The 26601-nt window shown below is 75.1% G+C and carries 26 protein-coding genes; 10 read left to right on the forward strand and 16 right to left on the reverse strand.

Annotated elements, in window-relative coordinates:
* From CUD01_RS06435 to CUD01_RS17010, 5 genes are all read right to left on the reverse strand, one after another.
* Window positions 1–484: ABC transporter ATP-binding protein (locus tag CUD01_RS06435; protein ID WP_218023842.1), on the reverse strand; the 484-nt coding region annotated here is incomplete at its 3' end.
* The gene (locus CUD01_RS06440) at window positions 481–1776 is read right to left on the reverse strand and encodes a peptidoglycan-binding protein (protein ID WP_141319640.1); all 1296 of its coding nucleotides are present in this window, start codon (window positions 1774–1776) and stop codon (window positions 481–483) included. The genes CUD01_RS06435 and CUD01_RS06440, both read right to left, overlap by 4 nt.
* A complete protein-coding gene (locus CUD01_RS06445; RefSeq protein ID WP_141319642.1) occupies window positions 1773–2672 on the reverse strand; it encodes a hypothetical protein in 900 nt (299 codons plus the stop codon). The genes CUD01_RS06440 and CUD01_RS06445 overlap by 4 nt, the downstream gene beginning before the upstream one ends.
* 139 nt (window positions 2673–2811) lie before the next feature.
* Window positions 2812–3039: a hypothetical protein gene (locus CUD01_RS16460; protein WP_166772041.1), complete on the reverse strand. Its 228-nt coding sequence runs from the start codon at window positions 3037–3039 to the stop codon at window positions 2812–2814.
* 114 nt (window positions 3040–3153) lie between these two features.
* A complete protein-coding gene (locus CUD01_RS17010) occupies window positions 3154–3333 on the reverse strand; it encodes a hypothetical protein (protein ID WP_243861002.1) in 180 nt (59 codons plus the stop codon).
* A gap of 209 nt (window positions 3334–3542) precedes the next feature.
* Here CUD01_RS17010 and CUD01_RS06460 point away from each other — a divergent pair, with 209 nt between their 5' ends.
* Window positions 3543–3797, forward strand: coding sequence for a hypothetical protein (locus CUD01_RS06460; protein WP_141319648.1), 255 nt, complete (start codon window positions 3543–3545; stop codon window positions 3795–3797).
* A gap of 4 nt (window positions 3798–3801) precedes the next feature.
* On the opposite strand, the gene CUD01_RS06465 is transcribed toward CUD01_RS06460, so the two are convergent.
* The 4 genes from CUD01_RS06465 to CUD01_RS06480 form a co-directional block, all read right to left on the reverse strand.
* A complete protein-coding gene (locus CUD01_RS06465; RefSeq protein ID WP_244937691.1) occupies window positions 3802–4755 on the reverse strand; it encodes a siderophore-interacting protein in 954 nt (317 codons plus the stop codon).
* 64 nt (window positions 4756–4819) lie between these two features.
* Window positions 4820–5965, reverse strand: a complete 1146-nt coding sequence (locus tag CUD01_RS06470) for a VIT1/CCC1 transporter family protein (protein ID WP_141319650.1) — start codon at window positions 5963–5965, stop codon at window positions 4820–4822.
* Window positions 5966–6058: 93 nt separating this feature from the next.
* Window positions 6059–6424, reverse strand: a complete 366-nt coding sequence (locus CUD01_RS06475; protein ID WP_141319652.1) for a hypothetical protein — start codon at window positions 6422–6424, stop codon at window positions 6059–6061.
* Window positions 6425–6511: 87 nt separating this feature from the next.
* Window positions 6512–7591: a Gfo/Idh/MocA family protein gene (locus CUD01_RS06480; protein ID WP_141319654.1), complete on the reverse strand. Its 1080-nt coding sequence runs from the start codon at window positions 7589–7591 to the stop codon at window positions 6512–6514.
* Between the two features lie 167 nt (window positions 7592–7758).
* On the opposite strand from CUD01_RS06480, the gene CUD01_RS06485 reads away from it, so the two are divergent.
* From CUD01_RS06485 to CUD01_RS06500, 4 genes are all read left to right on the forward strand, one after another.
* Window positions 7759–8388, forward strand: coding sequence for a Pr6Pr family membrane protein (locus CUD01_RS06485; RefSeq protein WP_141319656.1), 630 nt, complete (start codon window positions 7759–7761; stop codon window positions 8386–8388).
* Window positions 8389–8508: 120 nt separating this feature from the next.
* Window positions 8509–9489 carry an FKBP-type peptidyl-prolyl cis-trans isomerase gene (locus CUD01_RS06490; RefSeq protein ID WP_141319658.1) on the forward strand — a complete coding sequence of 327 codons (981 nt, stop codon included), beginning with the start codon at window positions 8509–8511 and terminating at the stop codon, window positions 9487–9489.
* 150 nt (window positions 9490–9639) lie between these two features.
* Window positions 9640–11697, forward strand: a complete 2058-nt coding sequence (locus tag CUD01_RS06495) for an elongation factor G (protein WP_141319660.1) — start codon at window positions 9640–9642, stop codon at window positions 11695–11697.
* 144 nt (window positions 11698–11841) lie between these two features.
* The gene (locus CUD01_RS06500) at window positions 11842–12060 is read left to right on the forward strand and encodes a BldC family transcriptional regulator (protein ID WP_141319662.1); all 219 of its coding nucleotides are present in this window, start codon (window positions 11842–11844) and stop codon (window positions 12058–12060) included.
* Between the two features lie 73 nt (window positions 12061–12133).
* Here CUD01_RS06500 and CUD01_RS06505 read toward each other — a convergent pair whose 3' ends face one another.
* Both CUD01_RS06505 and CUD01_RS06510 read right to left on the reverse strand, forming a co-directional pair.
* The gene (locus CUD01_RS06505; RefSeq protein WP_141319664.1) at window positions 12134–14704 is read right to left on the reverse strand and encodes an ABC transporter permease; all 2571 of its coding nucleotides are present in this window, start codon (window positions 14702–14704) and stop codon (window positions 12134–12136) included.
* Window positions 14704–15471: an ABC transporter ATP-binding protein gene (locus CUD01_RS06510; protein ID WP_094181597.1), complete on the reverse strand. Its 768-nt coding sequence runs from the start codon at window positions 15469–15471 to the stop codon at window positions 14704–14706. The genes CUD01_RS06505 and CUD01_RS06510 overlap by 1 nt, the downstream gene beginning before the upstream one ends.
* Window positions 15472–15661: 190 nt before the next feature.
* Here CUD01_RS06510 and CUD01_RS06515 point away from each other — a divergent pair, with 190 nt between their 5' ends.
* Complete coding sequence (locus CUD01_RS06515) at window positions 15662–16282, forward strand: L-threonylcarbamoyladenylate synthase (RefSeq protein WP_141319666.1); 621 nt, start codon at window positions 15662–15664, stop codon at window positions 16280–16282.
* Entirely contained in the window at window positions 16279–17013 is a 735-nt protein-coding gene (locus CUD01_RS06520; RefSeq protein WP_141319668.1) for a uracil-DNA glycosylase, read from the forward strand. The genes CUD01_RS06515 and CUD01_RS06520 overlap by 4 nt, the downstream gene beginning before the upstream one ends.
* A 57-nt stretch (window positions 17014–17070) precedes the next feature.
* On the opposite strand, the gene CUD01_RS06525 is transcribed toward CUD01_RS06520, so the two are convergent.
* Window positions 17071–17577 carry an FBP domain-containing protein gene (locus CUD01_RS06525; RefSeq protein ID WP_141319670.1) on the reverse strand — a complete coding sequence of 169 codons (507 nt, stop codon included), beginning with the start codon at window positions 17575–17577 and terminating at the stop codon, window positions 17071–17073.
* Between the two features lie 328 nt (window positions 17578–17905).
* Between CUD01_RS06525 and CUD01_RS06530 the strand changes: the two genes are divergently transcribed.
* Window positions 17906–18343, forward strand: coding sequence for a nitroreductase family deazaflavin-dependent oxidoreductase (locus CUD01_RS06530; RefSeq protein ID WP_094181594.1), 438 nt, complete (start codon window positions 17906–17908; stop codon window positions 18341–18343).
* A 3-nt stretch (window positions 18344–18346) separates the two neighbouring features.
* Here the strand turns inward: CUD01_RS06530 and CUD01_RS06535 are convergent, their stop codons facing one another.
* A complete protein-coding gene (locus CUD01_RS06535) occupies window positions 18347–19084 on the reverse strand; it encodes an MIP/aquaporin family protein (protein ID WP_232514518.1) in 738 nt (245 codons plus the stop codon).
* 154 nt (window positions 19085–19238) lie between these two features.
* On the opposite strand from CUD01_RS06535, the gene CUD01_RS06540 reads away from it, so the two are divergent.
* Complete coding sequence (locus CUD01_RS06540; RefSeq protein ID WP_244937692.1) at window positions 19239–19925, forward strand: HNH endonuclease family protein; 687 nt, start codon at window positions 19239–19241, stop codon at window positions 19923–19925.
* A gap of 729 nt (window positions 19926–20654) precedes the next feature.
* On the opposite strand, the gene CUD01_RS06545 is transcribed toward CUD01_RS06540, so the two are convergent.
* On the reverse strand, window positions 20655–21356 hold the full coding sequence (locus tag CUD01_RS06545) for an LmeA family phospholipid-binding protein (protein WP_141319672.1): 702 nt from the start codon (window positions 21354–21356) through the stop codon (window positions 20655–20657).
* 278 nt (window positions 21357–21634) lie between these two features.
* Here CUD01_RS06545 and CUD01_RS06550 point away from each other — a divergent pair, with 278 nt between their 5' ends.
* Window positions 21635–22057, forward strand: coding sequence for a hypothetical protein (locus CUD01_RS06550; protein ID WP_141319674.1), 423 nt, complete (start codon window positions 21635–21637; stop codon window positions 22055–22057).
* Between the two features lie 16 nt (window positions 22058–22073).
* On the opposite strand, the gene CUD01_RS06555 is transcribed toward CUD01_RS06550, so the two are convergent.
* Together CUD01_RS06555 and CUD01_RS06560 are read right to left on the reverse strand one after the other, a co-directional pair.
* Window positions 22074–25160, reverse strand: a complete 3087-nt coding sequence (locus tag CUD01_RS06555) for an AAA family ATPase (RefSeq protein WP_141319676.1) — start codon at window positions 25158–25160, stop codon at window positions 22074–22076.
* Window positions 25160–26332, reverse strand: a complete 1173-nt coding sequence (locus tag CUD01_RS06560) for an exonuclease SbcCD subunit D (RefSeq protein ID WP_141319678.1) — start codon at window positions 26330–26332, stop codon at window positions 25160–25162. Before CUD01_RS06560 ends, CUD01_RS06555 begins: the two co-directional genes overlap by 1 nt.
* Between the last annotated feature and the right edge of the window lie 269 nt (window positions 26333–26601).

Raw genomic sequence — 26601 nt, forward strand, 5'->3', positions numbered from 1 at the left:
GGCTGCCCGTCGGCTCGTCGGCGAGGACGAGCCGCTGCTTCTCGCCGCCGGAGAGCAAACGGCCGAGCGCCTGCTGCCGCCCGGTGAGCCCGACGCGCGCGAGGGCCGCGCTGACGAGCGCCGGTCGCCGCGCGCGGGGCGTCCCCGAGATCGACGCTGCGATCTCCAGGTTCTCCGCGACGGTCCGGTGGCCGAGGACGTGGTGCTCCTGGAACACGAACCCGAGCGTCCCCGCACGCAGCCGGTCGCGCGCGTGCGCGGACAGCGCGCCGGTGTCCTGCCCGAGCAGCTCGACCTGCCCGCTCGTCGGGGTGTCGAGGAGCCCCACGATGTTGAGGAACGTCGACTTGCCGGACCCGGAGCGCCCGACCACCGCGACCCGCTCCCCCGCCCGCAGCTCGAGGTCCACGCCCGTCAGCACGGGCACGGGCGGGTCGGTCCGGTACGTCTTGTGCACGTCCCGCGCACGCAGGACCAGCGTCACGGTCTCGTCGCGACGACGACCACGTCGCCGGTCGCCAGGTCCGTGTCCGCCACGAGCGCGTACCCGTCCCCGGTCGTCGTCACGGTGACCGCAACCCGCTCGGCGTCCTGCTCGCGCGGGTCCTCCAGCCCGGGGGGCAGACGCAGGACGAACGTGCCCGACGAGTCCTCGCGCACCGCGACGAGCGGGACCGCGAGCCCTTCGGCCTCGTCACCTTCCGCGGCCTGGACGACGACCCCCGTGCCGTCCTCGAGCCCCGCGTCCTCGGGCAGCTCGATCGTGACGTCGTACCCGGGCGGCGCGCCCTCCTGCGTCGCCTCGGCGACGAACTCTCCGACCGACGTGACCGTCGCCGCGGTCGTCGCGCCGCCGACCTGGGCCGACACCGTGACCGATGCCCCGACGGTGTACGCGTCGGACGCGCCCAGCCCGACCCGTGCCGTGACGGTCGCGGTGCCGGACCGCACCTGCGCGACCGGACCACCGGGCTCGACGACCGTGCCGACCCGCGACACGCGCACCAGGGTGACCTCCGCGCCGTCGAGGTCGAACGTCTCAGCAGCCGGCAGCGGGGCGAGCGCTGCCGTGTGGGCCTCCGCGGCGGCCCGGCGGGCCTCGGCCAACGCCTGCTGCGCGCTGCGCCCGTCGTCGGCGCCCTCGTCGCGGCCGTCGCCCTCGTCGCCCGTGGGCAGCGCAGCGCGCGCGTCCGCGACCGCCTGATCCGCCGCACGTGCTGCCGCGACGGCGTCTGCCGGCACCTCCGGCGGCTCGGCGCCCGCCGCCCGGTACAGCGCCACGACCGCGAGCGCGGTCGCCGGCCCGTACACGCCGTCCACCGCGCCTGAGTAGTGGCCCGCGGCGAGCAGCGCCTGCTGCACGGCTCGGACGTCCGGCCCCCTCGCCCCGCCCCGCAGGTCCCGGTACATCGGGAACGGCAGCTCCCACCCGATCACGGGCCGACCCGACACCTCGACGAGCACCACCCCGGGAGCGACCCCGTCCCCCGCGGCAACGGGCGTCGCGGTGACGACCGCTCGCACGCCCTCCCCCCCGGGCGCTGGGACGTCCTGGGTCCGCCCGAGCGTCACGGTCCCGGTGACGTCCTGCCCCTCCACGACGAGCGTGCGCTCCTCGACCGTCGCCGTCACCAGCGGGTTCGCGTGGGAGTTCGCGACAGCGACCTCCCACGGCGAACGCACCTGCGCCCCGAGGACGAACGCGACGACCACGGCCGCGACCGCTGCGGCCGCCCACAGCCACAGCCACCGGGACCGTGAGTGGCGATCGTTCACGCGTCAGCCAGGAGGGCGCGGGCTGCCGTGAGAGCCTGGTCGATCTCGGCTCGCTTCTGCACGAGCTCGTCGGCGTACTTCACGATGATCGGGGCCTGCAGCCGTGCCTCCACGGCGGCGACCCTCGCGGTGAAGTCCGTCTTCTGCTTGCACTCGACCGACGCGAGCGCGAGCTGGATCTGCTGCTGGTCGATCACCGACCCGTTCGCACCGCGCGGCCACCCCGGGCTGTCGTCGCGGGACACCCCGATCCCCGCCTGGTCGTAGCACGCCTCGAGATCGGCGAGCGCGTCCTTCGCCTCGGCGTCGTCGAAGACCTGGTCCCGCACCGCCTCGAGCTCGGCGTACCACGGGCCCACGTGACGCAGGGCGTCGTCGAACCGCGTGGACTGCGGCGCCGCGGCGCACGCGTCGACGACCTTCCAGTCCTCGTCCGTGAGGTCACCGTTCGGCGGCGGGCCGTCGGCGTCCGGCGTGCCGGCGACGATCCCGTTCGCGGCCAGGTCCGCCTGGGTCATGGGCTTGACGAAGCCGAACCGCTCGGCCTGATCGCGGGTCCACGGGCCGTAGTACTGCTCCGCGACGTACACCGGGTCGGTGAGCGGCTTCGGCGGGGTGAGCGTCACGCCCCGCTCCGCAGCACACTGGCCGACCGCGACGGACGATGCCGTCGCGAGCAGGTCCATCTCGAGGAACGTCTCGGTGAACCGATCCGCCGGCAGCACCACGGCGCCGGTCTCCTCGTTGAGCTCCGCCCCCAGGCTGATGCCCCGTACCTGCGTCGGCACCACCTCCGACGGGGCCGAGTCCAGGCCGCACCCTCCGACCACGACCACGACCACGACCACGGCCACGGCCACGGCCACGACCAACGGCAGCCCACGCCGGATGCGCATCTTCCTCAACCCATGCCCCCCTGTACCCGTTGACGACGCTAGTGCCGTGACCGTCGTGGCCCGCGCCGTTCACAAGAACATCGCGCGGTTTCACACGAACGACACGCCGCTGCTGGGTCCAGCGCGTGCGCCACCTCCGTCAGCGGTCCGCGGCGCGCTCGGGCGCGGGGACCAGCAGCATGACCAGGCCCGGGCCCAGGAAGGGGACGACGACCGCCGCGAGCGCGAGCACCGTCCGCACGAGCCGCCCGACGTGGTGCGCGGCCGCCAGCCGCTGCAGCGCGACCGCGACGAGCGCGAGGTTCGCGAGCACCGCGCACGTCCAGGCGATGTCGTACCACCCGCCGACCAGAGGGGTCCCTGCCATCACACGCCTCCTTGCGCCCGCACCCGCGGTCGTCGACGGGCGTGGCGAGACCCTAGCGGGGCCGGGCCGCCGGCGTGGGCGATTCGTCCGGCCGTCCGCGAGTGTGTCGCGCAGTCACGACCGGGCCGCGAGCCGCGGGTGCGGGAGGTCCGAGGTCGGCTCGCCTCGGACCTGCCGTGGCCCGGACGCCGCGGGGTCGAGCAGCGCGCCGTGCGGAGCGCCGCCACGTCCGAGCCGGTGGATGGTGACACCGGCGGGGGCGTCGATCGACATCCGGTCGGTGGACAGCGGCATCTCGATCAGGGCATCGCCGCGGGCGTCGCGGGGCGGGCGCTCGAGTCGCCACCGTTCGGGTGGGCGGTGTGGTGACGACGCCGGCGGTCGAGGGGGACGACGCACGTGAACCGAGCAGGACGAGCCGACGTGGACCGGCGGAGCAGCGAGGACGGCGTCGAGCGACCGGCAGGCCCGGCGCTCAGGAACGGCGCGCGGTTCGAGGTGCCGTGGTCACGGCCGTGACCGGCGCGGCGCTGCTCGTGCTGCTACCGCCGGCCGGGGCGCTGATCTCCCTGGTCGCCCTCGGCTACTGCGTCGGGCTGCTCGTCAGGAACCCGGCACTGCGAGGCGACCCGTGGCTGGGCGTCGCGACCGTCGTCGCCGCGTTGGCGGTGGCAGCGTCGGTGTACTGGTTCGTGTTCGCTCGCGGCAGCCACACCGAGACCGTGCTGCACGACCCGGTGCCGTCTCCGGCGCCGTAGCGGGTCAGCTGGCCTCGGACCTGCCGTGGCGCCAGTAGCCCATGAACGCGACGGCCTTGCGGTCGATGCCGCGCTCGGCGACGAGGTGGCGGCGCAGGCCACGGATGACGGCGGACTCGCCGGCGAGCCACGCGTACACCTGCGACTCCTCGCGCATGGGCGCGCCGGTCGCGGGGTCGACGGGCACCTCCCACAGCATGTCGTCGGTGTCGTACGCCCACGGCACGTCGTCGAGGTCGGCCGACGAGCCACGGGGAAGGACGCGCGCGGCGGCCTCCCGGACGGCGGGGTCGAGCAGCGCACCGTGCGGGGCGCCGTCACGGCCGAGCCAGTGGATCGTGACGCCGGCGGGGGCGTTGATCGACATGCGGTCGGCGGACAGCGGCATCTCGATCAGGGCCTCGCCGCGGGCGTCGCGGGGCAGGCGCTCGAGGATGTTCGCGATGGCGGGCAGCGCGGTCTCGTCGCCCGCGATGAGGAACGCCTCGGTGTGCAGGGGCGGGACGAAGTCGACGCCGCCGTGGGGGCCGGTCGCGTCCGCGTTGGGACCGAGCACGACGAGCTCGTCGCCGACCTGTGCGCTGGTGGCCCAGCGGGACGCGGGGCCGGCGTCGCCGTGCAGGACGATGTCGACGTCGAGCTCGCGCACGTCGTGGCGCACGCCGCGCGCGGTGTAGGTGCGGATGGGGTGACGCCGGTCGTCGGGCAGCGCGCGCCAGCGGCCGTACCAGTCGCCGCTCTGCGTGAGGTCGAGCAGGCCCTCGTAGCCGCAGTCGAGCGGCAGGAAGAACTTGATGCGCTGGTCGAAGCCGTTGTCGGCGAACCTGTCGAGGTCCTCGCCGGTGAACGTCACGCGCAGGAGGCTGGGGCAGACGCGCTCCAGCGCCCGGACCTGGACGTGGAACGTGCGGAACGGGGCGGGCGCCTCGGTCTGGGTCACGGTCTGGGTCGCGGTCACGGGGCCACTGTAGGCAGGCAAGCCTTACCAAACAAGACGATGTCCGTCACACGTCCGCCGCAGGTCACCCGACGGTCGTGCCGAACGCGAGTCCGAGCAGGTACGTCACGGCCGCGGCACCCCACCCGATCGCGAGCTGGCGCAACGCACGCCGCGCGGGCGACGTGCCGGACAGCAGCCCGACGACCGCGCCCGTGACCAGCAGCGCGATCCCGACGAGCCCCGCGGACCACGCGACCGCGTGCCACCCCTCGGCACCCAGCAGGTACGGCACCACGGGCACCGCGGCGCCCGACGCGAAGAAGCAGAAGCTCGCGAGCGCGGCACCGACCGCGGTGCCGACGGTCTCGTGCTCGTCGACCTCGGGCGCACCCGCCGTCGCGTCCTCGGGCCTGGCGGCACCCTCGGGACCATCCGGGTCGACCGGCACGACGAGCGCGGCGCCCGACGCCTCGAGCGAGCCGAGCACCTGCCGTGCGTGGGCGTCGGCGTCCTGCGGGGCCATGCCGCGGGCGCGGTAGACGAGCGCGAGCTCGTTGGCGTCGACGTCGAGGTGCGGCAGCGCCGCACGTGCGTGCGGGCCGGGACGCGACGCCTCCAGCAGCTCGCGCTGCGAGCGCACCGAGACGTACTCGCCCGCCCCCATCGACAGCGCACCGGACAGCAGCCCGGCGAGGCCGGACAGCAGCACGGTCTGCTGCGAGACACCCGACGCGCCGATGCCCATGACGAGCGCGAGGTTCGACACCAGCCCGTCGTTCGCGCCGAACACCGCGGCTCGGAACGTGCCGGACATGCGGTTGCGCCCCCGCATCGCGAGCCCGCGCACGACCTCCTCGTGGATGCGCTCGTCGGCGGCCATCTGCGCGGTCGCGTCCGCGTCGTCGTCGTACGACGAGCGTGCCTCCGCCCGCTGCGCGAGCGCCAGGACGAACACCGACCCGAACCGGCGCGCCAGCCAACCGAGCACGCGCGTGCGCCAGTCGCCGCGCAGCGGCTTGCCGACCTCGTCACCCAGCAGGTCGAGCCAGTGCTGCTCGTGGCGGCGCTCGGCCTCGGCGAGCGCGAGCAGGATCTCGCGCTCCTCGCCGGTGCGACGGGACGCCAGGTCGCGGTACGCCGCGGCCTCGGCGCGCTCGTCCGCGAGGTACTGGCGCCACCTGCGGACCTGGGCACGCGTGGGAGCGGTCGGGGAGGTCACGGCCTCCATGGTGGCAGGCGGGATACGGACATCACGGACTCGGGGTCGAGTTCGCCGAGCCGAATCCGCAGGTCCGGGCAGCCGCCCCGACGCCTGCGCCGGTCAGGACTCCCAGGGCGGGGTCTCGTCGAGCTTCGCGTAGTACTTGGCCAGGTGGCTCTTGATGCGGTCGACGTCCTTGGCGGGGACGTCCACGCCGCCGCGTGAGCCCTGCATCACGGCCGCCGCCGCGAACACGCCGCGCGGCACCGCCCTGAGCCGTCCGTCCACGACGTCCGCGATGAGCAGCTTGTAGGCGGTGAAGTTCTCCTTCGAGTCCGCGTCGTACCAGACGTGCGCGTCGCGGTACCGCTCGTTCGGCCCGTCCTGCGCCTTCGCCCACTCACGCACCCGCTTCTCGGCGGCCGCGCCGTCCCACTCACGGTCGCGGTCGGCCAGGGGAAGATCCCCGAACGCGGTGACAGCCATCGCACCTCCCGGCAGGTCGCGGTCGTCGCCCGACGGCCGGCCCTCCCTCGACGCTCGCACCGGCTCGCGGATCGCGCATCCGGACGTTCAGGCCCAGGGCGGCACAGGGAGCGTGACCGCCTCGCCGGTCTCGGCGGCCTCGCCGATCGCCAGGCCGAGCCGGTGGTCGTGGATGCCGTCCGCGAGCGGGTAGGGCTGCGGACCGCCGTCGTGCAGCCACGACGCGCACGCCGCGAGCAGGTGGGCGACCGCGAGCTCGTCGTCGGCGAACCTCGTCCCGACGAACGGGTTCCGGTACAGCACGCGCTCCCCCAGGCTCAGGTGCGTGAGGTCGAAGCCGTCGAGGTCCTGCTCGACGCCGCTCGTGCGCCGGTCGACGCGGCTGGTCAGGACGGTCCGGTCGCCGCCCCACCACGTGACGGCGTCGTCGACGACCTCCCCGTGCGAGCCGCGCACGACCACCCGGTTGGTGCGCAGCGGGTTGTGCCACTGGTTGTCGGTGAAGTCGTACAGGCCGCTGCGCCCACCGCCCAGGTCGAGCGTCGCGAGCACGGTGCCCGCGGGCGCCGGCTGCGTGGCGTCGGTCCAGCCGTCGCGGGCGACCGGGTCCAGCAGGGGCGCGGTGAAGCGCTGCGCCCGCACCGTCGCGGGTCCGCGGCCCACGCCCAGCAGGAACCGGATCAGGCCGACCGCGTGGTACAGGTGCGTGGACGAGACCTGCACGCTCGTCGGCTCGCCGATCAGCCCGGCCTCGACGACCGCGCGCCTAGCCTGGTGCGCGGGCATGAACGGGCTGTGCTCGGCGACCTGCACCAGCCCCGACGCCCCGACGTCCGCCCACAGGCTCTCGAGCCCGGCCACATCGGGTGCGGGCGGCGTCTCGGCCAGCACCGGGACGCCGGCGGCGACGAGCTCGCGGGTCACCTCGGGCGTCACGGGCCAGGGCACGGACACGACGACGAGCTCGGGCCGGTCGGGCGCCGCGAGCAGGTCCGCCGCCGTGCGCACCGTCGGCACGCCCCACTCCCGCTCGACCTGCGCACCACGCTCCGCCGACCGCGTCACCACCCCCGTGACGGCGAACCGCTCCGGCAGCGCGCGCGCCGCCCGCGCGAAGAACTGGGCACGCCAGCCGCTCCCGACGATCCCGAACCGCAGCGCCGCCATGCGTCCTCCTGAAGGTCGTGGCCCACCGGTACGAACGCCCCGAACCCTACGAACCCCCACCGACAGGGGCACGACGAGCGGCGCGGCGCGGTGCGCGCGCCCGGCGTGCGGTGGCACGCTGACGTCCGCGTCGGCGCCGGTGCCGACCGCGCCGCCCAGGAGGTCACGTGGACGTCGTCGTCGCGCTGTTCCGGTTCTTCGTCGTGTACCTCGCGCTCATGGGGACGCGCGACATCTGGCTGCACGGCGAGCTCGACGGCCTGCTGTACTTCACCAACCAGTCCGGCTTCCTGCTCGCCGTCGTGATGACGTGGGCGGGGATCTCGTCGCTGCGCCGCACGCCGCAGCCGCCGGGGTGGCTCAAGGGCGGCGTGACGCTCTTCCTGGCGATCACGGGACTCGTCGCGGCGTTCGTGCTCGAGCCCGAGGCCGCGGACGCCCCGACCCTCACGCTCGGACTCACCGCGGGCCAGGTCGAGCACCAGCTCAACCCCGTGCTCGCGGTGCTCGACTTCCTGCTGCTCGACCCGCACCGGCGCATGCGCTGGCGGTACGCGTGGTGGTGGCTGACGTACCTGGTGGCGTACGTCGTGGTCACGACCGTGCGCGGCACCGTGTGGGACCTCGGCTACCCGTACGGCTTCATCGACCTCGGCGAGCTCGGGTGGGGCGGCCTGCTGCTCAACGTGCTCGTGTACGGCGTGGGCTTCGCGGCGCTGGGGCTCGTCATCATCCTGCTCGACCGCCGCCTGCCGAAGCGCGCGCTCGTCGGCTCCCCGGTCACGACACGCACCTGACCCCACGCGGACCGGTACGAACCGTTTGCGGGGCGGGACGCCCAGACACCTCCCAGCCGAGTCGCGTACCGTTCGTGGGTCGTCGCCGTTGCGGCGGCTCCCCGACCCCCGGAGCTCACCGTGCGCCGCACGCCCCACCGCCGCCTGGCCGCCGCCGCGATCGCGGCGTTGCTCGCCCTCACGCTCGCCGCGTGCAGCGACGACGACAACGGACCGGACGCCACGCCCACCGCGACGACCACCGCGGACACCGACGCGACCGCCGCGCCGACCGCCCCCGCGACCGCCTCCGCCGAGGACGTCGCCGCGCTCGAGAAGGTCGAGGTCGAGGGCAAGCCCGGCAGCGAGCCCACCATCACGCTGCCCAGCACGCCGTTCTCCGTCTCGGCGGCCGTCGCACGCGTCGCGACACCCGGCGACGGCGAGGCGATCGCGGCGGGCGACACGCTCGAGATCCAGCTGACCGCCGTGAACGGCGAGGACGGCGAGAAGCTCGGCAGCACCTACCAGGACAAGGCCACGGGCACGTGGAGCGTCGCCGAGGACGGCAGCGGCATCCCCGCGCTCGACGAGGTGCTGGTCGGCGAGAAGCTCGGCGCGCAGGTCGTGTTCGCGCTCGTCTCGGGCGACGTGACGCAGGTGTACGTGCTCGAGCCGGTGCAGAAGATCGGCTCGCGCGCGCAGGGCGAGGCCGTCGCACCCGTCGAGGGCCTGCCGACCGTGACGCTCGCGGAGGACGGCGCCCCGACGCTCACCGCCGCAACCGCCGACGCCCCGACCGAGCTCGTCGTGCAGCCCCTCATCAAGGGCACCGGCAAGGAGGTCGAGGAGGGCGACAACATCCTCGTCCAGTACCACGGCGCGCTCTGGGACGGCACGGTCTTCGATTCCAGCTGGGCCAACGGCCAGCCGTTCCCCGTCTCCTCGATCGGCAACGCGCAGGTCATCGACGGCTGGAACCAGGGCCTCGTCGGCACGCACGTCGGCGACCAGGTGCTGCTCGTCGTCCCGCCGGACCTCGGCTACGGGGACAAGGAGAACGGCAAGATCCCCGCGAACTCGACGCTGGTGTTCGTCGTCGACGTCCTCTGGGCCTCCTGACCGACCGCCGCACACCGTACGCACGCACCCCCGGCGCCCAGGGACCGACGTCCTGACGGCACCGGGGGTGCGTCGTTATCGTGGGCCCAGGTCGCCGACGATCACCGTGGGAACCGCCCTCGCACCCGCCTGGCGGCCGGGGAGACGAGCATGGACCAGGCAACGACGCCCAGGATCCGCACCGTGGCCCTGGTGGGAGCCTCGGGCGCGGGCAAGACGACCCTCACCGAGGCGCTCCTGCACCGCGCCGGCGTGATCCCGAGGCCCGGGAAGGTCGAGGACGGCTCGACGGTCAGCGACCACGAGCCCGAGGAGATCGCGCGCGGCATCTCCCTGACGCTGTCCTCGCTGCCGTTCACGTGGACCACGCCGGACGGCGCGCTGTACGACGTGACGCTGCTCGACACCCCCGGATCGGCGGACTTCGTGGGCGCGGTGGACGCAGCGCTCGCGGTCGCGGACCTCGCGCTCGTCGTCGTCTCCGCGGTCGACGGCGTGCAGCCGGGGACGCACGTCGCCTGGCGGCTCGCCGAGGCAGCGGGCGTGCCGCGCATGGTCGTCGTGACCAAGGAGGACAAGGCGCGCGCGGACTTCCACCACGTGCTGGAGGACCTGCGCACGGCGTTCGGTGACGGCTTCGTGCCCGTCGAGCTGCCGCTCGGCGAGGAGCAGGCGTTCCACGGCGTCGCGGACGTGCTCGCGCAGGAGGGGCTCGAGTACACGCCCGACGGCCGGCACTCGACGGGTCCCGTCCCGGACGACGTGGCCGACGAGGAGCACCGCCTGCACGACGAGGTCACCGAGGAGATCGTGTCGCACGACGACGACGCGCTCGAGCGGTACCTCAGCGGCGAGGAGCCGTCGGCCGACGAGCTCGAGCGCACGCTCGCGCACGAGGTGCGCGACGGCGAGGCGTTCCCCGTGCTCGTCGTCTCGGGCGTCACGCAGGTGGGCGTCGACCGGCTCGCGGACCTGCTGTGCGAGCTCGGACCCGCACCCAGCGACCGGCCCGCGCACGTGCTCGCGGGTGACACGCCCGTCGAGGTGCAGGTCGACCCGGTCGGCCCGGTGCTCGTGCACGCGTTCCGCACGGTCGCCGACCCCTTCGTCGGGCAGGTCACGCTGCTGCGCGTGCTGTCCGGCACGCTGCGCGCGGGCGACAGGCTCGTCAACACCACGACCCGCACCGAGGAGCGCGTCCCCGGGGTGTTCCGCCTGCGCGGCAAGGAGCACCTGCCCGTCGAGGAGGCGCAGGCGGGCCACGTGGTCGCGGTCGCGAAGCTCACCGGGACGCCCAGCGGCTCGCTGCTGGCCGACCGCAACGGACCGGGCGCCGCGATGTCGGCGCCCGCGGTGCGTCCGCGGCAGGGGGTGTACGGGCTCGTGCTCGAGCCCGTGACCCAGTCCGACGACGACCGCCTGTCCGCCGCGCTGACCCGCCTCGTGGCGGAGGACCCGACGCTCCTCGTCGACCGCTCGTCGGACCGCACGGTGCTGCGCGGGCTCGGCGACACGCACCTCGCCGTCGCGCTCGAGCGTCTGGCGCGCGTGTTCGGCGTGCACGTGTCGACGTCGCCCGTGCCCGTGGCGTACCGGGAGACGATCCGCCGCCCGGTCGAGGCCGAGGGCAAGATCAAGAAGCAGTCCGGCGGGCACGGGCAGTTCGCCGTCGCGCACCTGCGGGTCTCCCCCGCGCCGCACGGTGCCGGCCTCGAGTTCGTCGACTCGGTGGTCGGCGGGGCGATCCCGCGCAACTACCTCCCGGCGGTGGAGCGCGGTGTGGTCGAGGCGATGGCGCACGGCGGTCCGCACGGCTACCCCGTGGTGGACCTGCGCGTCGAGGTGTACGACGGCAAGGCGCACTCGGTGGACTCGTCCGACATGGCGTTCCGCACGGCCGCCGCGAACGGCCTGCGCGACGCGCTCGCCGCCGCGGGCACGGTCGTCCTCGAGCCGATCGACCACGTCAGCGTGACCGTCCCGCCGTCGGTGCAGGGCGACGTCATGGGCGACCTGTCGGGCCGGCGCGGCCGCATCACGACCACGACGACGCTCGACGACGGGCGCGTGGTGATCGAGGCGGACGTGCCGCAGTCCGAGCTCACGCGGTACGTGCTCGACCTGCGGTCGCTGACCGGCGGCCGTGCCGAGCTCACCGTCGCGCCCGGGACGTACGAGGTCTGCCCCGACCACCTGGTCACGGCCTGACGCCGGCGGGGTGCCGGCCGCCTCGGGGTGCAGGCGGCCGCTGGTACGTTCGGGCGATCCTCGCGGGCACGAAGTGCACGAACCGTGCGATCGGGGCAGCGTGGTGCACCAGTTGCCACGCGAAACGGTTGCAAGGAGGCACCCATGCCGCAGCAGCAGCACGACCAGGACGATCGCACCGAGACGCTCCTCACCCCCGCCGAGGTGGCGTCCTACTTCCGGGTGGACCCGAAGACGGTGACGCGGTGGGCGCGCGCCGGAAAGCTCTCCGCGGTGCGCACGCTCGGCGGGCACCGGCGCTACCGCGAGGCCGAGGTGCTGGCGCTCCGCGAACCACCCACGCAGGCCTCGTCCGAGGAGTAGCCCGCACCCGTCACACGGGTGCGAGCCGGGTCGCGGCGCCCGCTGCGCACGCCACGACCCGGCTCGGTGTGCGTCACTCGGAGGCGATCGCCTCGAGCGCCCGCATGCGGGCCGCGCGCGTCGCGGGCCACAGCGCCGCGACGACCCCCACGACCACGGCCAGCACGACCATCGTCACGAGCCCGCCCCACGGGACGACGAGCTGGTCGAGCCCGTCCTCCGCGTAGACCGTGGGCAGCGCGGCCGCGAGCCCGACGCCGACGACGAGGCCGACGACCGTCCCGAACACCGCGGTGAGCACCGACTCCACGGTCACCGTCCCCGCGAGCTGCAGCCGCCCGAGCCCCACGGCCCGCAGCAGCCCGATCTCCCGGGTCCGCTCGATGACCGACAGCGCGAGCGTGTTCACGATGCCCAGCACCGCGATGACGAGCGACAGGCCCAGCAGCGCGTACAGGATCACCAGCAGCTGGTCGACCTGCGCGGCCATCTGGTCCACGAACTCGTCGCGGTCCTGCACGGACACCACGACGTACGGCGCGACCGCGTCGGTCACCGCGGCACGCAGCGCGTCCGGCGAGACGCCGGCCGCCGCGTCCACGAACACCGTGTCGATCTGCTGCGCCTCGCCGGGCGCGAGCTCGTCGAGCACGGCCGGCGTGACGACCACCGACGAGCCGACGACCTGGCTGGAGAACAGCGCACCGACCCGCAGGTCACGCGACCCGGCGGCCGTGCTCACCGTGACGGTGTCGCCCACCGACCAGTCGTCGCCCGCGAAGTCCGTGTTCAGCAGCGCGGTGTCGTCCGCGAGCGCCGCGGTGTCACCCGCGGCCACGTCGACCTTGAGCGTCGAGCCGAGCACGCCCTCCCCGAGTGCGACCACGCCGCCCGCGTCCTGCGGCGTCGGCGTGACACCCGGGCTGGGCGAGACACCGGCGAGGGTGAACGCGACGACGGCCGTGCGCCCCACCTCGGGCAGGTCCGCGACGTCGTCGGCGGCGCCCTCGGGGATCACGTACGTCGCCGAGCGCAGCACGAGGTCCGCGTCCGTGGAGCTCTCGACGACGCTCGCGAGCGACGCCTGCGCGGAGGCGGCGATCACCGACACGGCACCCACGAGCGCCATGCCGATCGTCAGCGCACCGGCCGTGTTCGCGGTGCGGCGCGGGTTGCGCACCACGTTGCCGCGGGCGAGCCGCCCCACGGGCCGCAGCAGCGCGACGAACGGCGCGGCGAGGACCCGCATCGACGCGCGGGCGAGCGTCGGGGACGCCACCAGCACGCCGACGAGGACGAGCGCCGCACCCGTGCCGAGCAGCGCGTCGGCCGCCTCCGACGCGGGCCGCAGCACCGCCGCGACGACCGCCGCGGCACCCGCGGCGACGACCGCCGCACCGAGCACGGCGCGCAGGCGCAGCGAGCGCTCGTGCACCGTGATGTCACCACGCATCGCCTCGACGGGCGCGACGAGCGCGGCCGTGCGGGCCGGGAACGCCGACGCGACCGCGGACACCACGGTGCCGAGCACCAGGCAGCCCACCACGTTCGACGTGGACAGCGGGATGTCCGCCGTGAGGTCCATGCCCATCTGCGCGAACACCGCGCGCAGCGCCGAGACCAGGCCCAGCCCGCCGAGCACACCGAGCGCCGCCCCGACGAGGCCGACGATCGCGGCCTGCCCGACGACCACCGTGAACACCTGACCGGGCGACGCACCCACGGCACGCAGCAGCGCGAACTCGCGCACTCGCTGGCGCACCGACATCGCGAACGTGTTGGCGATGATGAACGCGCCGACGAACAGCGCGATCACCGCGAAGATCAGCAGGAACGTGGTGACGAAGCCGAGCATCTCGTCGATGTCCGACTGCAGCGCGTCGCGCAGCTCGGTGCCCGTCACGACCCGCGCGTCGTCGCCGCCAGCGAGCGTGGGCAGCGCGTCCGCGACGGCGGCGGTGAGCGCCGCCTCGTCGTACCCGGGCTCGGCGTGCAGCGCGATCTGTGCGACCGTGCCGTCCGGCGCGTACGCGGCCTCCGCGGTCGCCGGGTCGAGCAGCACGATCGTCGCGCCCGCCATGGGACCGCCCAGGTCCACCTGGCCGACGACCGTCACCTCGCGGACCCCGCCGTCGATCACGACGCGCGTCGTGTCACCGATCGCCAGGCCCGACGACTCGAGCGTCGCCGACTCGAGCGCGACCTCGTCGGCCCCCTGCGGCACCGCACCCGCGACCAGGTCGAGGTACGGGTCGCGGTCGTCGAACGCGACGCCGAACGACGGCGCCTGCGTGGACTGCACGGCCGTGCCGTCCGCACCGACCAGCACGATCGAGCCCGCGACGTCCGGCAGCGCGTAGCGCACCCCGTCGACCTGGGCGAGCTCGTCGGCGAGAGCGAGCGGCACGGGCGTGCGCGTCTCCCCGACGCTGAACCCCGCCTCACCACCCGCGACCTGCGTCGCGCCCTGCACGTACGCGTCCGCGGGGGCGGACGCCTCGACGATCCCGTCGAAGGTGCTCGACATCATCGTGCGCAGGCTGAACGTGCCCGCGACGAACGCGACCCCGAGGGCCACGGCCAGCACCGAGAGCAGGAACCGGACGGCGTGCGCCCGGACCCCGCGCAGCGTGACGCGCAGCATCACACCACCTCGGCGGGCGCGGACTGACGCGTGAGCCGGCCCAGGCGCTCCAGCACCGAGTCCGGCGTGGGCGCCAGCAGCTCGTCGACGATCCGGCCGTCGGCGAGGAACAGCACACGGTCCGCGTACGACGCGGCGACCGGGTCGTGCGTCACCATGACGACCGACTGGCCCAGGTCGTCCACGCTGCGGCGCAGGAAGCCCAGCACGTCACGCGCGGACGTCGAGTCGAGGTTGCCCGTGGGCTCGTCGGCGAACACGACCGCCGGACGCGTCACGAGCGCACGCGCGCACGCCACCCGCTGCTGCTGACCGCCCGACAGCTCGGCGGGCTTGTGGCCGAGGCGGTCCTGCAGACCCACCGCGCGCACCACCGCGTCGAGGTGGTCCGGGTCCACCGGGCGGCGGGCGATGTCGAGGGGCAGCACGATGTTCTCGAGCGCGGTCAGCGTCGGGACCAGGTTGAACGCCTGGAAGACGAAGCCGAGGCGGTCGCGACGCAGCCTGGTCAGGCGCCGCTCCGACATCGAGGACACCGCCTCGCCGTCGACCGTCACGGTCCCGTCGGTGGGCTTGTCGAGGCCGGCCATGCAGTGCATGAGCGTCGACTTGCCGGAGCCCGACGGGCCCATCGTCGCGGTCAGCCGACCGCGCTCGAAGTCGACGTCGATCCCGGCGAGGGCGTGCACCGCGGTGTCGCCGCGGCCGTACGTCTTGACCAGGCCGCGCGCGGACGCGATCACCGTGGCGGGGTCAGGGGGAAGCATGTCAGTGGTCACGACGACGATCCTCGTCCCCGGGTGCCCCCGGGTCGATGGGGTTTTCCCCCGGATGCACCCCTGAGTTACCCCACGGGCCCCTCAGGGTTCCCCCGGTCCGACGAAGGTCCTGGTCAGGGCCTCGACGGCCGTCCGGCTCGACCGGCGTGCCATCCCGCCCGGGACTACGGTGGGCGCCATGGCCCGGTACCTCGACGTGCACCCCGACGACCCGCAGCCGCGCCTCGTCGCGCAGGCGGCCGACGTCCTGCGCGGCGGGGGCGTGATCGCCTACCCCACGGACTCCTGCTACGCGCTCGGCACGACGATGGGCTCGGCGCAGGGCGCCGAACGCATCCGCCGGCTGCGGCACCTCGACGACAAGCACCACTTCACGCTCGTGTGCGCCGACTTCGCGCAGCTCGGCCAGCTCGTGCACCTGCCCAACAGCGCGTTCCGCGCGATCAAGGCCGCCACCCCCGGCCCGTACACGTTCATCCTGCAGGCCACGCCCGAGGTCCCCCGCCGCCTCGCGCACGCCAAGAAGCGGTCGGTGGGGGTGCGCATCCCCGAGCACGCCGTCGCGCAGGCCATCGTCCGCGCGCTCGGCGAGCCGATCCTGTCGTCGTCCCTGCTCATGCCCGGCCACGACTGGCCCATGACCGAGGGGTGGCAGATCAAGGAGGAGCTCGACCACGAGCTCGACGCCGTCGTCGACGCGGGCGACTGCGGCACCACGCCCACCACCGTCGTCGACTGGACCTCCGACTCCCCCGAGGTCGTCCGCGAGGGTGCCGGGGACCCCGACCGGTTCCGGTGACCGCGCCACCCGTCCCGCCGGGCGACCCGGACGCGGCCCGCTCCCCCGCGCTGGCCGAGCTCGACGCCGACGTGGTCGTCTGCCGGCGCTGCCCCCGGCTCGTGGCGTGGCGGGAGCAGGTCGGCCGCGAGCGCCGCGCCGCGTTCCGCGACCAGGAGTACTGGGCCCGGCCCGTCCCCGGGTTCGGCGACGCGCACGCCCGCATCCTCGTCGTCGGCCTCGCACCCGCCGCGCACGGCGCCAACCGCACCGGCCGCATGTTCACCGGCGACCGCTCGGGCGACTTCCTGTTCGCCGCCATGCACCGGGTCGGCATGGCGAACCAGCCGACGTCCGTGAGCGCCGACGACGGCCTGCGGCTCACCGGCGTGCGGACCACCGCACCCGTGCGCTGCGCACCGCCCGCCAACGCGCCCACGTCCGACGAGCGCCGCGCGTGCGCACCGTTCCTCGCACGCGAGCTGTCGGCCGTCGACCCGCGCGTCGTCGTGGTGCTCGGCGCGTTCGGCTGGGCGGCCCTGCTCGACACGTTGCGCGACCTCGGCTGGGCCGTCCCCCGGCCCGCGCCGCGGTTCGCGCACGGCGGCGAGGTCGTCGTGACCCGTGGCGAGCAGGCGCTCACGCTGCTCGGGTGCTTCCACGTGAGCCAGCAGAACACGTTCACCGGCCGGCTCACCCCGCCCATGCTCGACGCCGTGCTGCTGCGCGCGCGCGACCTCGCAGCCACCTGAGCCGGCGGACCAGCTGACCAGCGGGCCGGCTGACGGACGGTCCGGGCGCCGCGCGGGTCACGCGTCGCGCAGCACCTCGGCCACGAACCGCGCCGAACGCTCACGCAGCCCCGCGACCCGAGCAGCGACGATCAGCTCGCGGCGCTCCTGCGCGTCGTCGCCCGCCTCCGTGCGCGTCGGCGGACGCCGCACGTTGCGCGAGCACGCGAAGTGCGTGCAGATGAGCGTGCCGATCGTGTTGCCGCGCCGGCCCGCCGCACCCGCTCGTCGGGCCACGTACAGGCTCACGTCGTCGGTCACGACGACGTCCTCGCACCACGCGCACACCGCGCGGCGGCGGATGCGCTCCTTGGCGTCGGTCGAGCGCAGCAGCACCCCGACGGGTGTGCCGTCCACCGGCACCACCGCGTACGCGACGAGCGGCGCCTTGCGGTCACGCCAGCCCAGGTAGTCGAGGCGGTCCCAGTCGAGCTCGTCGAGCACGGGCAGCACGGCCTGGGCCGCCTCCCGGCGCGAGGCGTTCACGAAGGACGCGCGGATCTGCTTGTCGGTCAGGGGTTCCATGGGATCTCCGGTCAGGGTCCCGCCGGGCGCGCGACGGCGCGGGTGTGCGGCGGTGGTGGGCACGACGACGGTGCGCCGCCCTGGTCCCGACCGGCCGGCACGTGCGACGGGTCAGGCGGGGGCGACGCGCGGGGCGCCGTGGCCCGAGCAGGCCGCAGCGGCCACCTCGCAGCCTGCGATGCCGTGCATCCGCGTCCCTCTCGTCCCTGCTCGTGCGTGCTCGTCCGGGCGCGCCCGTAGCCGTCCCTGCCGGCCGTCGCCATTGTGCACCCCGGCGCCGGCGGACCCACCAGGAATACCCGCGGCGCGCGCGGTCGTTGCCGCTGGCATGCCGCTGACCGGAGAGTACGAGCCCAGCACGTCGCAGCGCACGCGCGAGCAGGTCGAGCTGTACGAGACGAGCGGGGGGACGCAGGGCACCACGCTGAACGGCAAGCCCGTCGTCGTCCTCACGACCGTGGGCGCCTCGTCGGGCAAGCTGCGCAAGAACGCCCTCATGCGCGTCGAGCACGACGGGCGCTACGCCGTCGTCGCATCGATGGGCGGCGCACCGCAGCACCCCGCCTGGTACCACAACGTCGTCGCGAACCCGCTGGTCGAACTGCAGGACGGGCCCGTCCGCAAGGACTACGTCGCGCACGAGGCGACCGGCGAGGAGCGCGACGCGTGGTGGGCGCGCGCCGTCGAGGTGTGGCCCGACTACGACGCGTACGTCACGCGGACCTCGCGCACCATCCCCCTGCTCGTGCTCGAGCCCGTCGACTGACGGTCAGCCGAGCAGCAGCTTCCAGCCGCCCACGCCGACGAGACCCGCGAGCATCGGCGCCGCGACCGGCACCCAGCCGTAGCGCCAGTCCGAGCTGCCCTTGTGCTTCAGCGGGAGCAGCGCGTGCACGATGCGCGGGCCCAGGTCACGCGCCGGGTTGAGCGCCGGACCCGTCGGGCCGCCCAGCCCCGCGACGAGACCCCAGACCAGGAAGCCCAGCGCCAGGTGCGCGAGCCCCGGCTCGTCCCTCGTGAGCGGCGAGTGCACGATCGCGAGCGCGCACGAGAACAGCACCACCGAGCCGAGCAGCTCGTTCGCGAAGCCGTTGAGCCGCGAGCGCGCCGCGTTGACCGTGGAGAACGTCGCGAGGATGTCGTCCGGGTCGTCGGTCAGGTCGTAGTACGGCTTGTGGGTCGCGACGATCGCGAGCTGCCCCGCCATCGCGCCCAGCAGCTGCGCGATCACGTACGGTGCGACCTGCGCCCACGGGAACAGGCCCCACGCCGCGAGGCCGACCGTGAACGCCGGGTTGATGTGGTTGCCGCTGACCCCGCCGAACATGAGCGCCGGGATCATCACGCCGAACCCGTAGCCCATCGCGATCAGCGACCAGCCGCCGCGGTACCCCTTCGAGCCCTTGAGGTGGACGTTCGCGACCGTCCCGTTGCCGAGGATGATGAGGATCGCGGTGCCGATGAACTCGCAGGCCACGCGCGTCATGAGGTCGTAAGAGGGGTCCACGTGCCCAGCGTGGCAGGCCGAGCGCCGTGCCGCGACGAGGCACGACGTGCGTGTCCCGCCGCGACCCGACCCCAGCCGCCCGGGTCGTCGTGGTCCTCCACCGGTCGCCGCGCCCGCCGGCCGCGCCCACCCGCACACCGCGAGGCTGCTGCCCGTGCGCGGTGGCTGGCCCTGGTGGACCGGGTGGACGGTGGTCCTCGTGCTCGCGCTCGTCGTCGGGCTCGGTGTGCCCGTGCTGCTGCGCGAGCGCGCCGCCGCACGCTGGCCCGTCACCGCCGCGGACCTCGTCGACGGCCGCACGGCGCTCGCCGCGCTCGTCGTCGGGACCCCGCGGCACGTCCCCCCGTACGACCGCGCGCGGTTCGGCACCGCGTGGGCGGACGTCGACCGCAACGGGTGTTCCACGCGCGACGACGTGCTGCGCCGCGACCTGACCGCCGTGCGGCTCGACACCGACGGGTGCACCGTCCTGGCCGGTGTGCTCGACGACCCGTACACCGCGCGGGTCGTCGAGTTCCGGCGCGGCCCGGGCTCCGCCGACGTGCAGGTGGACCACGTGGTCGCGCTCGCCGACGCGTGGGCCGCCGGTGCCGACGCGTGGGACCCGCCCGCGCGCGAGCGGTTCGCCAACGACCCCGCCAACCTGCTCGCCGTCGACGGTCGGGCCAACCAGGACAAGGGCGCCGCCGACGCGTCCGACTGGCTGCCCCCCGACCCCGGCTACGCGTGCGTCTACGCGCTGCGTCAGATCCGCGTGAAGTCCGCCTACGCCCTGCGCGTCACCCCACCCGAGCGCGACGCCCTGTCCCAAGCCCTCACCACCTGCCACACCACCCCCTGACCCACCCCCGCCGGCCCCCGCCGCCGCCGCCCGCCGCCCAGGCCGGCCACGCCAGCCACGCCGAGACCGTCATCGCTCGCGGTATCCATCCCCAAACCCGGAGCAACCCCGGGGTCACGCGGGATCCCAGCGACGAGACCGCCATCACTCGCGGTATCCGTCCGCAAACCCGGAGCAACCCCGGGCTCGCGAACCCCGCCGACGAGACCGCCATCGCTCGCGGGATCCGACCCCATAACCGGAGCAATCACGGGGTCACGCGGGACCCCACCGACGAGACCGCCATCGCTCGCGGTATCCGTCCGCAAACCCGGAGCAACCCCGGGCTCGCGCTGGATCCCGTCGACGAGACCGCCATCGCTCGCGGGATCCGACCCCATAACCGGAGCAATCACGGGGTCGCGCGGGATCCCGGCGACGAGACCGCCATGGCTCGCGCAATCCGACCCGAGACCCGGAGCAACCACGGGCTCGCGGGATCCCATCGACGAGACCGCCATCGCTCGCGGAATCCATCCCCATACCCGGAGCAACCACGGGGTCGCGCGGGATGCCGCCGACGAGACCGCCATCGCTCGCGTAATCCAGCCCGAGACCCGGAGTAACCGCGGGGGCGCGCGGGATGTCCTTGACGAGACCGTCATCGCTCGCGGTATCAGGCGTCGGAGCCGGAGGAAGGGCGGGGTCAGGGGACAGGGAGTCAGGGGGTCAGGAATGGAGGGTCAGGGGTCAGGAGGGTGGGGGGATCGTGACGTCGGTGCCGGAGGCGGTGATGCGCAGGCCGGCGGGGTCGACGACGGCGTCGGTGAGCACGAGCCCCTCGGGGAGGCCCTCGATCGGGACCTCGAGGCCGGTGAGCCGGCCCGACACGTCCTGCGGCAGCAGCGTCGGGTCGAGCTCGACGCCGCCGACCGACACGCTCCCGAGGTCGACGAGCAGCCTGCCGTCGACCACGCGCGGCGTGAGCGTCGCGACGAGCGGCAGCCCCAGCGCGGTGCCACGCAGCTCGAGCTCGTCCCCCTGGACACCGACCTCGACGTCGAGCTCGGTGCGCTGCGTGACGAGGTCCTGCACGGACGCGGCCGGGACGATCGCGTGCACGTCGACGTGGTCCATCCGCTGCGGGCCGGTGGTGGACACCCCGCGCGCGGCGATGGCCAGGTCCGTCATCGCGACGCCGCCGAGCGTCGCACCGTCGAGCCGGATGTCGACGTCGTCGATCCGGCCCGCGGCGAGCTGGGTGAGCACGGGGAACCCGCCGACCTCGACGCGGGGCTCCCCCACGGGGTCCTCGACGCGCGCGGTGAACCCGTCGGCGACCGCCTGCTCCACGCGTGCGGCAGCGATGCGGTCGACCACGACGAGCGCGAGGACCACGACGAGCAGGCCGACCACCGCGACCGCCCACCGGGCCCTCCGTCTCGCACGCATGCGCTCCACGCTAGGTGCAGTCCCCGGCAACCCGCCCGGCGGCGCTCGTCCGCGGATGCAGCGCGTCCAGTCGGGTCACGGCGGGGCCGGGCGCACGTCGGGCATCTCGCTCGGACCGCCCACCGCGCCTGTCACCAGCGTCTTCGCGCGCCGGGCGCCGGGCGTGCAGCTCCCTGACACACGCTGTGGGCCCCCGCCGCCAGGTGCGTGATTTGTGTGGCGCACGTCACGTCCCGCACCTAGCCTGGATGCCGAAGGACCATGACGAAGGACGCCCGATGATGTGGGTTCTGCTGCTGATCAGCGTTCTGCTCCCGGCGGTCCTCTTCGGGACGATGATGTCGCTGTTCCCCGGGGAGGACGAGCCGCCGCGATGGCGCACGGCCCTGGCCCGGGTGTTCGAGCGGTGGGCTCAGGCGCTGCGTCGGCCCGAGCCGCTCGAGCCGCCCGCCGACCCGTTCGACGCGCTGTGGGTGCAGGACCGCCTGACGAAGGTCGCGGACCACGTGCGCCGGCTCGAGCTCGACACGCGGGGGTACGCGCGGGCGGAGCGGATCATCGCCTCGCAGCTCGCGTACGACCAGCTGCTGGCGAAGGCGTGCACGCTCGCCGGTGTCCAGGTCGAGGAGAGCCCGCTCGGCGACCCGGCCGAACGCTTCCGCGAGGAGGTCGAGCTCACGTCGCGCGGCTGGTCGTGGTGAGCCCCCGGGCGGCCGGTCAGCCCGCCCGGACGGTGAGGGTGCTGGGCCCGGTGGCGGTGCGCCGCACCTCGACGCGGTCCGCGATGGTCTGCTTGAGCGCGTCGACGTGCGACACCACGCCGACGACCCGCCCGCCCGCGCGCAGCCGGTCGAGCTCGGCGAGCACCTGGTCGAGCGTGTGCGGGTCGAGCGAGCCGAACCCCTCGTCGACGAACAGCGTGCCCAGGTCGATGCCGCCCGCCTCGGCCGTGACCACGTCGGCCATGCCGAGCGCGAGGCACAGCGACACGTAGAACGTCTCGCCGCCGGACAGGGTGCGCGGGTCGCGCTGCTGCTCGGTGTGGTGGTCGAGCACGCGCATCGCGAGGCCGCGGCGACGCGAGCTCACGTCCTCCTTGGCGTCGCTGCGCACGAGCTCGTACCGGCCGTCGGACATCGCACCGAGCCGCGCGTTGGCCGCGGCGACGACGTCCTCGAACCGCCGGACGAGCACGTACGTGGCGAGCGACAGCGCGTGGTCGTTGTCCGATCCCGTGCCCGACGCGAGCCCCGCGAGCCGAAGCACGGGCGCGGCGTCGCCGAGGCACCGCACGTGCTCGGCGAGCGCGCTGAGCACGCCGTGCGCGGCGCGCTGCGCGGCGTCGGCGCGGGAGGCGGAGACCCCGGCGCGCGCGGTGGCCGCCTGGGCGACCTCGGCGGCGGCCCGCTCGGCCTGCAGCACCAGCTCGACGTCGGGCACCGTGCCCTCGGCCACGTCCGCGAGCAGCGGCTCGTCGGCGAGCTCGGCGAGCCCCGTCCGCACGCGGGCGAGTGCGGCCTCGTGCTGCCGGACCAGCCGGTCCAGCGCGTCGGCCTGGTCGTCCGCCAGGTCGGCGGCGCGGGCCGCGTCGGCATCCGCGAAACCGTGCTCGGCGAGCGCGGACTCGAGCTCACGCGTGCGGCGCACGAGGTCCCCGCCGGTGGCGGCGACGGCCTCGAGCGCCCGGCGCAGGTCCGCCGCCGTGGCGGCCCGCTCGACGAGCGCGGCGTGCCGCGCGGCGACGGTCGGGTGCTCGCCCCGCGCGAGCGCGACCCCGGCCTCCGCCGCGGCGAGCTCGCCGGTCCGCACGTCCACCAGCACCGCGGCGCTGTCCCGCCCGGCGACCGCGAGCGCCCGTGCGCGGCGGCGGACCTCGGTCTCCTCGTCGTGGGCCGCGAGCCGTGCGGCGAGCCGGTCGGCCTCGACGACGGCCGCGCGCGCCTCGTCGAGGGCGCGGCCGGCCCGCACCAGCGCGTCCCGCGCCTCGTCCGGTGTGGTGCCGTCGGTCGCCTCGCGTGCGGCCGCTGCCTCCGCCTGGACGCGCACGAGCACCTCGCGCGCGGCGACGAGCGCCGCCTCGGCCTGCCGCGCGTCGGCCTCCGCGGCGGCGACCTCGTCGGCCGTCACGTGGTCCGCGCCCAGTGCGGCGGGCCGCGGGTGCTCGGCGCTGCCACACACCGGGCAGTCCTCGCCCGGGACCAGGGCGTCCGCGAGCTCGCCCGCGAGCCCGGCGATGCGCGCCAGCCGCGCGCTCGCCGCCGCGTGCACGGCCGCCTGCGCGCCGCGCCCGGCGTGCGCGACCTGCGCCTGAGCCGTCTCCTCGCGGACCAGCAGCGCCGCGAGCTGCTCGTGGGCCTGCGCGCGCAGCCGCGCGGCCTCGACCGCGACCGCCGCGTCCGCCTCGGACGTGCCCTGCGCGCGCGCCGCGGCGAGCGCCTCGGCGAGGGCCGCCGCCTCGGTGGGGCGCTGGGCGAGCCACGCGTCGTGCGCGGCGATCTCCGTCTCGCGGTCCTCGACTGCGCCGCGTGCCTGCGTCACGGCCGCGCGCAGCGCCTGCAGCGACGCCTCGGTCGCCACGTCCCGCTCGAGCCCTGCTGCCGTGCGCACGGCCTCGTCGTGCGCGGCCACGAGCCGCTCGACCCCGGGGCCGTCCGCCCCGGGCACCGGGTCGCCGCCGTCGACGAGCCCCGCGAGGTCCGTCGGTGCGACGTCCCGCGCGGCGACGAACGCCTTGGCCGCGGCGTCCCACGCCGACGACGCGAGCCCGACCGCCCGCAGCAGGGGCCGCACGGCGCGCGCGGCCCGGGCCGACGCCAGCCGGCGGGCCGCCTCCCGCTGCGCGTCCTGCGCCGCGACCAGCGCCGCGAGCTCGGCGCGCAGCCGGTCGCGCTGCTCGGCGAGCCGCACGGTGCGCCGCCCGGCCTCGGCCGCGGTGCGCGCGGCCTCGAGCGCGGCCGTCGCCTGGTCCGCCTCCGCCCGGTCACGCTCGGCCTGCGCCACGAGTGCGGCCAGCGGCACGGCGAGCGCCCGCTCGGCGTCGTCCACGGCCCCGCGTCCGGCGAGGACCCCCGTGACCGCGTCGCGCGACTGCGTGAGCTCGTCGTCCAGCCCCGCGGCACCCGCGAGCTGCGCGACACGCTCCTGCACGGTGCGTCGCGTCGCGTCCGTCGCACGGTCGGCCTCGCGGCGCATCTCGACGAGCCGCGCCTGCATCCGCTCGTACACCTCGGTGCCGAAGATCTTCTGCAGCAGGCTGCGCCGGTCCTCGGGGTCCGCGCGCAGGAAACGCGCGAACTCGCCCTGCGGCAGCACGATCGTCTGGACGAACTGCGCCCGGTCCAGCCCGACGAGCCGCTGGATCTCGGCGCCCACCTCGTCGAGCCGGGTCGAGAGCATCTCGCCCGCGGGCTCGTCGTCGACTCCGGCCGCACCGCTGTCCCCCGTCAGCCGCCACAGCCGCACCGACGCCTGCTGCCGCACGGTGCCGGTGCCGCGCCTCTTGGCGCGGTCGAACGCGGGCGTCCGGCGCACGCGGTACCGCCCGGCCGCGACCTCGAAGACGAGGTCGACGAACGTCTCGGTGTCGTCGTCCGCGTACGCCGAGCGCACCCGGTCACCGCTCGCGTCGGCGGAGGCGACCTTGCCGTACAGCGCGAACACGACCGCGTCGATGAGGGTCGACTTGCCCGCACCCGTCGGGCCCTCGAGCAGGAACAGCCCCGACGAGCCGAGCGCCGCGAAGTCCACGGTGTGCCGGTCCGCGAACGGCCCGACGGCCTGCAGGGTCAACGACAGCAGACGCATCAGGCGCTCCGCTCCGCGGCGGCCGCGTGCTCGTACGCGGCGCGCAGCACCGCGAGCTCGTCGGCGTCCGGGCGCGCGCCGCTCACGTGCGCCACGAAGTCGCACGCGACCTCGACCGGGTCGGCCGCGGCCGTCACCGCCCGCAGCACGGTGCCCTGCGAGGTCTGCGGGGGCCGGTGCTGCACGACGAGCGCGTGCGGGAACCGGGCGCGCACCCGCGCGTACAGGTCGTCGGGCCGCCGCTCGTCGGTCACGACGACCCGCACCCAGTCGCCCACGTGCGGCTCACCCGCGGCGCCCAGCAGGTCCGCGAGCTCGCCGGTGACGTCCGCGAGCCGCCGCGGCACGGGCGCGGGCACCAGCTCGGTACGCACCTCGTCGGACGACAGGTCGACGAGCACGCTCGACTTGGTGTGCCGCTGCTCGGAGAACGAGTACGCCAGCGGCGAGCCGCTGTAGCGCATCGTCGTCCCCGCGGGCCCGGTCACCACCTGCGGCCCGTGCAGGTGCCCGAGCGCGACGTAGTCCACACCGCCCAGGACGTGCGACGCGACGTGGTCGACCCCGCCCACCCGGATGTCCCGCTCGGACTCGCTCGCGACCCCGCCGACGACGAACGCGTGCGCGGCCACCACGCTGCGCGGCCGCACGGATCCCGCCGGACGCGCGGCCAGGTCGGCGCGCACGCGCGCCATCGCGGCGGCGGTGACGGCCTCGTGCGAGCGCGCGAGGGGCGCCGCACCCGGCTCGGCCAGCTCGGTGCGGACCGAGTCCGGGTCGAGGTACGGCAAGCCGTACACGAGCAGCGCACGCCCCTCGTCGTCGACCACCTCGACGGGGCGGGCGAGCGACGCGACGCGGGTGCGCAGCTGCACGCGCTCGCGCATCAGCGCGGCCCCGAACCCCAGGCGCGTCGCGGAGTCGTGGTTGCCGGAGGTGAGGACCACGGTCGTGGAGCCGGCGAGCCGGGCGAGCGTCTCGGACAGCAGCGTGACGGCCTCCACGGGCGGGATCGCACGGTCGTACACGTCCCCCGCGACGACGACCGCGTCGACGGCCTCGGAGCGCACCACGTCGACCAGGTGGTCCAGGTACGCCGCCTGGTGGTCGAGCAGGTCGACCCCGTGCAGCGACCGGCCCAGGTGCCAGTCGGAGGTGTGCAGGATCCGCATGTCCCGGACCGTATCCGCCGCCGCCGACACTCCCGCGGGGACAGGCCGCGGCCGCACGTTTTCGCCCCCGGCCGGGTCCACCGCGCTCCCCACCCCAGGGCGGGGTCGGCGCGCGCGTCCGACCTGCACATCCGCTCGCGCGCAGGAGGTTGTCGGCCTCTGGGAGGATTCGTCGGGTCGCACCGCTCGAGAAGTTCATCCCCCAGGGGGACCTCACGGCGACCCGCGCTTCGGCAAGGTATGCCCTGCGTGCCGCGGGAATCCAGGTC

Source organism: Cellulomonas uda (assembly GCF_006538705.1).
In the GTDB taxonomy this organism is placed as follows: domain Bacteria; phylum Actinomycetota; class Actinomycetes; order Actinomycetales; family Cellulomonadaceae; genus Cellulomonas; species Cellulomonas uda.

Coding starts and splice junctions, on each gene's coding strand:
- CUD01_RS06530 (WP_094181594.1), top strand. CDS start 17,906: ATGCCGCTGACCGGAGAGTACGAGCCCAGCACGTCGCAGCGCACGCGC.
- CUD01_RS06500 (WP_141319662.1), top strand. CDS start 11,842: ATGCCGCAGCAGCAGCACGACCAGGACGATCGCACCGAGACGCTCCTC.
- CUD01_RS17010 (WP_243861002.1), bottom strand. CDS start 3,333: ATGCCGCTGTCCACCGACCGGATGTCGATCGACGCCCCCGCCGGTGTC.
- CUD01_RS06550 (WP_141319674.1), top strand. CDS start 21,635: ATGATGTGGGTTCTGCTGCTGATCAGCGTTCTGCTCCCGGCGGTCCTC.
- CUD01_RS06510 (WP_094181597.1), bottom strand. CDS start 15,471: ATGCTTCCCCCTGACCCCGCCACGGTGATCGCGTCCGCGCGCGGCCTG.
- CUD01_RS06495 (WP_141319660.1), top strand. CDS start 9,640: ATGGACCAGGCAACGACGCCCAGGATCCGCACCGTGGCCCTGGTGGGA.
- CUD01_RS16460 (WP_166772041.1), bottom strand. CDS start 3,039: ATGGCAGGGACCCCTCTGGTCGGCGGGTGGTACGACATCGCCTGGACG.
- CUD01_RS06560 (WP_141319678.1), bottom strand. CDS start 26,332: ATGCGGATCCTGCACACCTCCGACTGGCACCTGGGCCGGTCGCTGCAC.
- CUD01_RS06470 (WP_141319650.1), bottom strand. CDS start 5,965: ATGGAGGCCGTGACCTCCCCGACCGCTCCCACGCGTGCCCAGGTCCGC.
- CUD01_RS06555 (WP_141319676.1), bottom strand. CDS start 25,160: ATGCGTCTGCTGTCGTTGACCCTGCAGGCCGTCGGGCCGTTCGCGGAC.
- CUD01_RS06525 (WP_141319670.1), bottom strand. CDS start 17,577: ATGGAACCCCTGACCGACAAGCAGATCCGCGCGTCCTTCGTGAACGCC.
- CUD01_RS06445 (WP_141319642.1), bottom strand. CDS start 2,672: ATGCGCATCCGGCGTGGGCTGCCGTTGGTCGTGGCCGTGGCCGTGGCC.
- CUD01_RS06515 (WP_141319666.1), top strand. CDS start 15,662: ATGGCCCGGTACCTCGACGTGCACCCCGACGACCCGCAGCCGCGCCTC.
- CUD01_RS06505 (WP_141319664.1), bottom strand. CDS start 14,704: ATGCTGCGCGTCACGCTGCGCGGGGTCCGGGCGCACGCCGTCCGGTTC.
- CUD01_RS06480 (WP_141319654.1), bottom strand. CDS start 7,591: ATGGCGGCGCTGCGGTTCGGGATCGTCGGGAGCGGCTGGCGTGCCCAG.
- CUD01_RS06475 (WP_141319652.1), bottom strand. CDS start 6,424: ATGGCTGTCACCGCGTTCGGGGATCTTCCCCTGGCCGACCGCGACCGT.
- CUD01_RS06545 (WP_141319672.1), bottom strand. CDS start 21,356: ATGCGTGCGAGACGGAGGGCCCGGTGGGCGGTCGCGGTGGTCGGCCTG.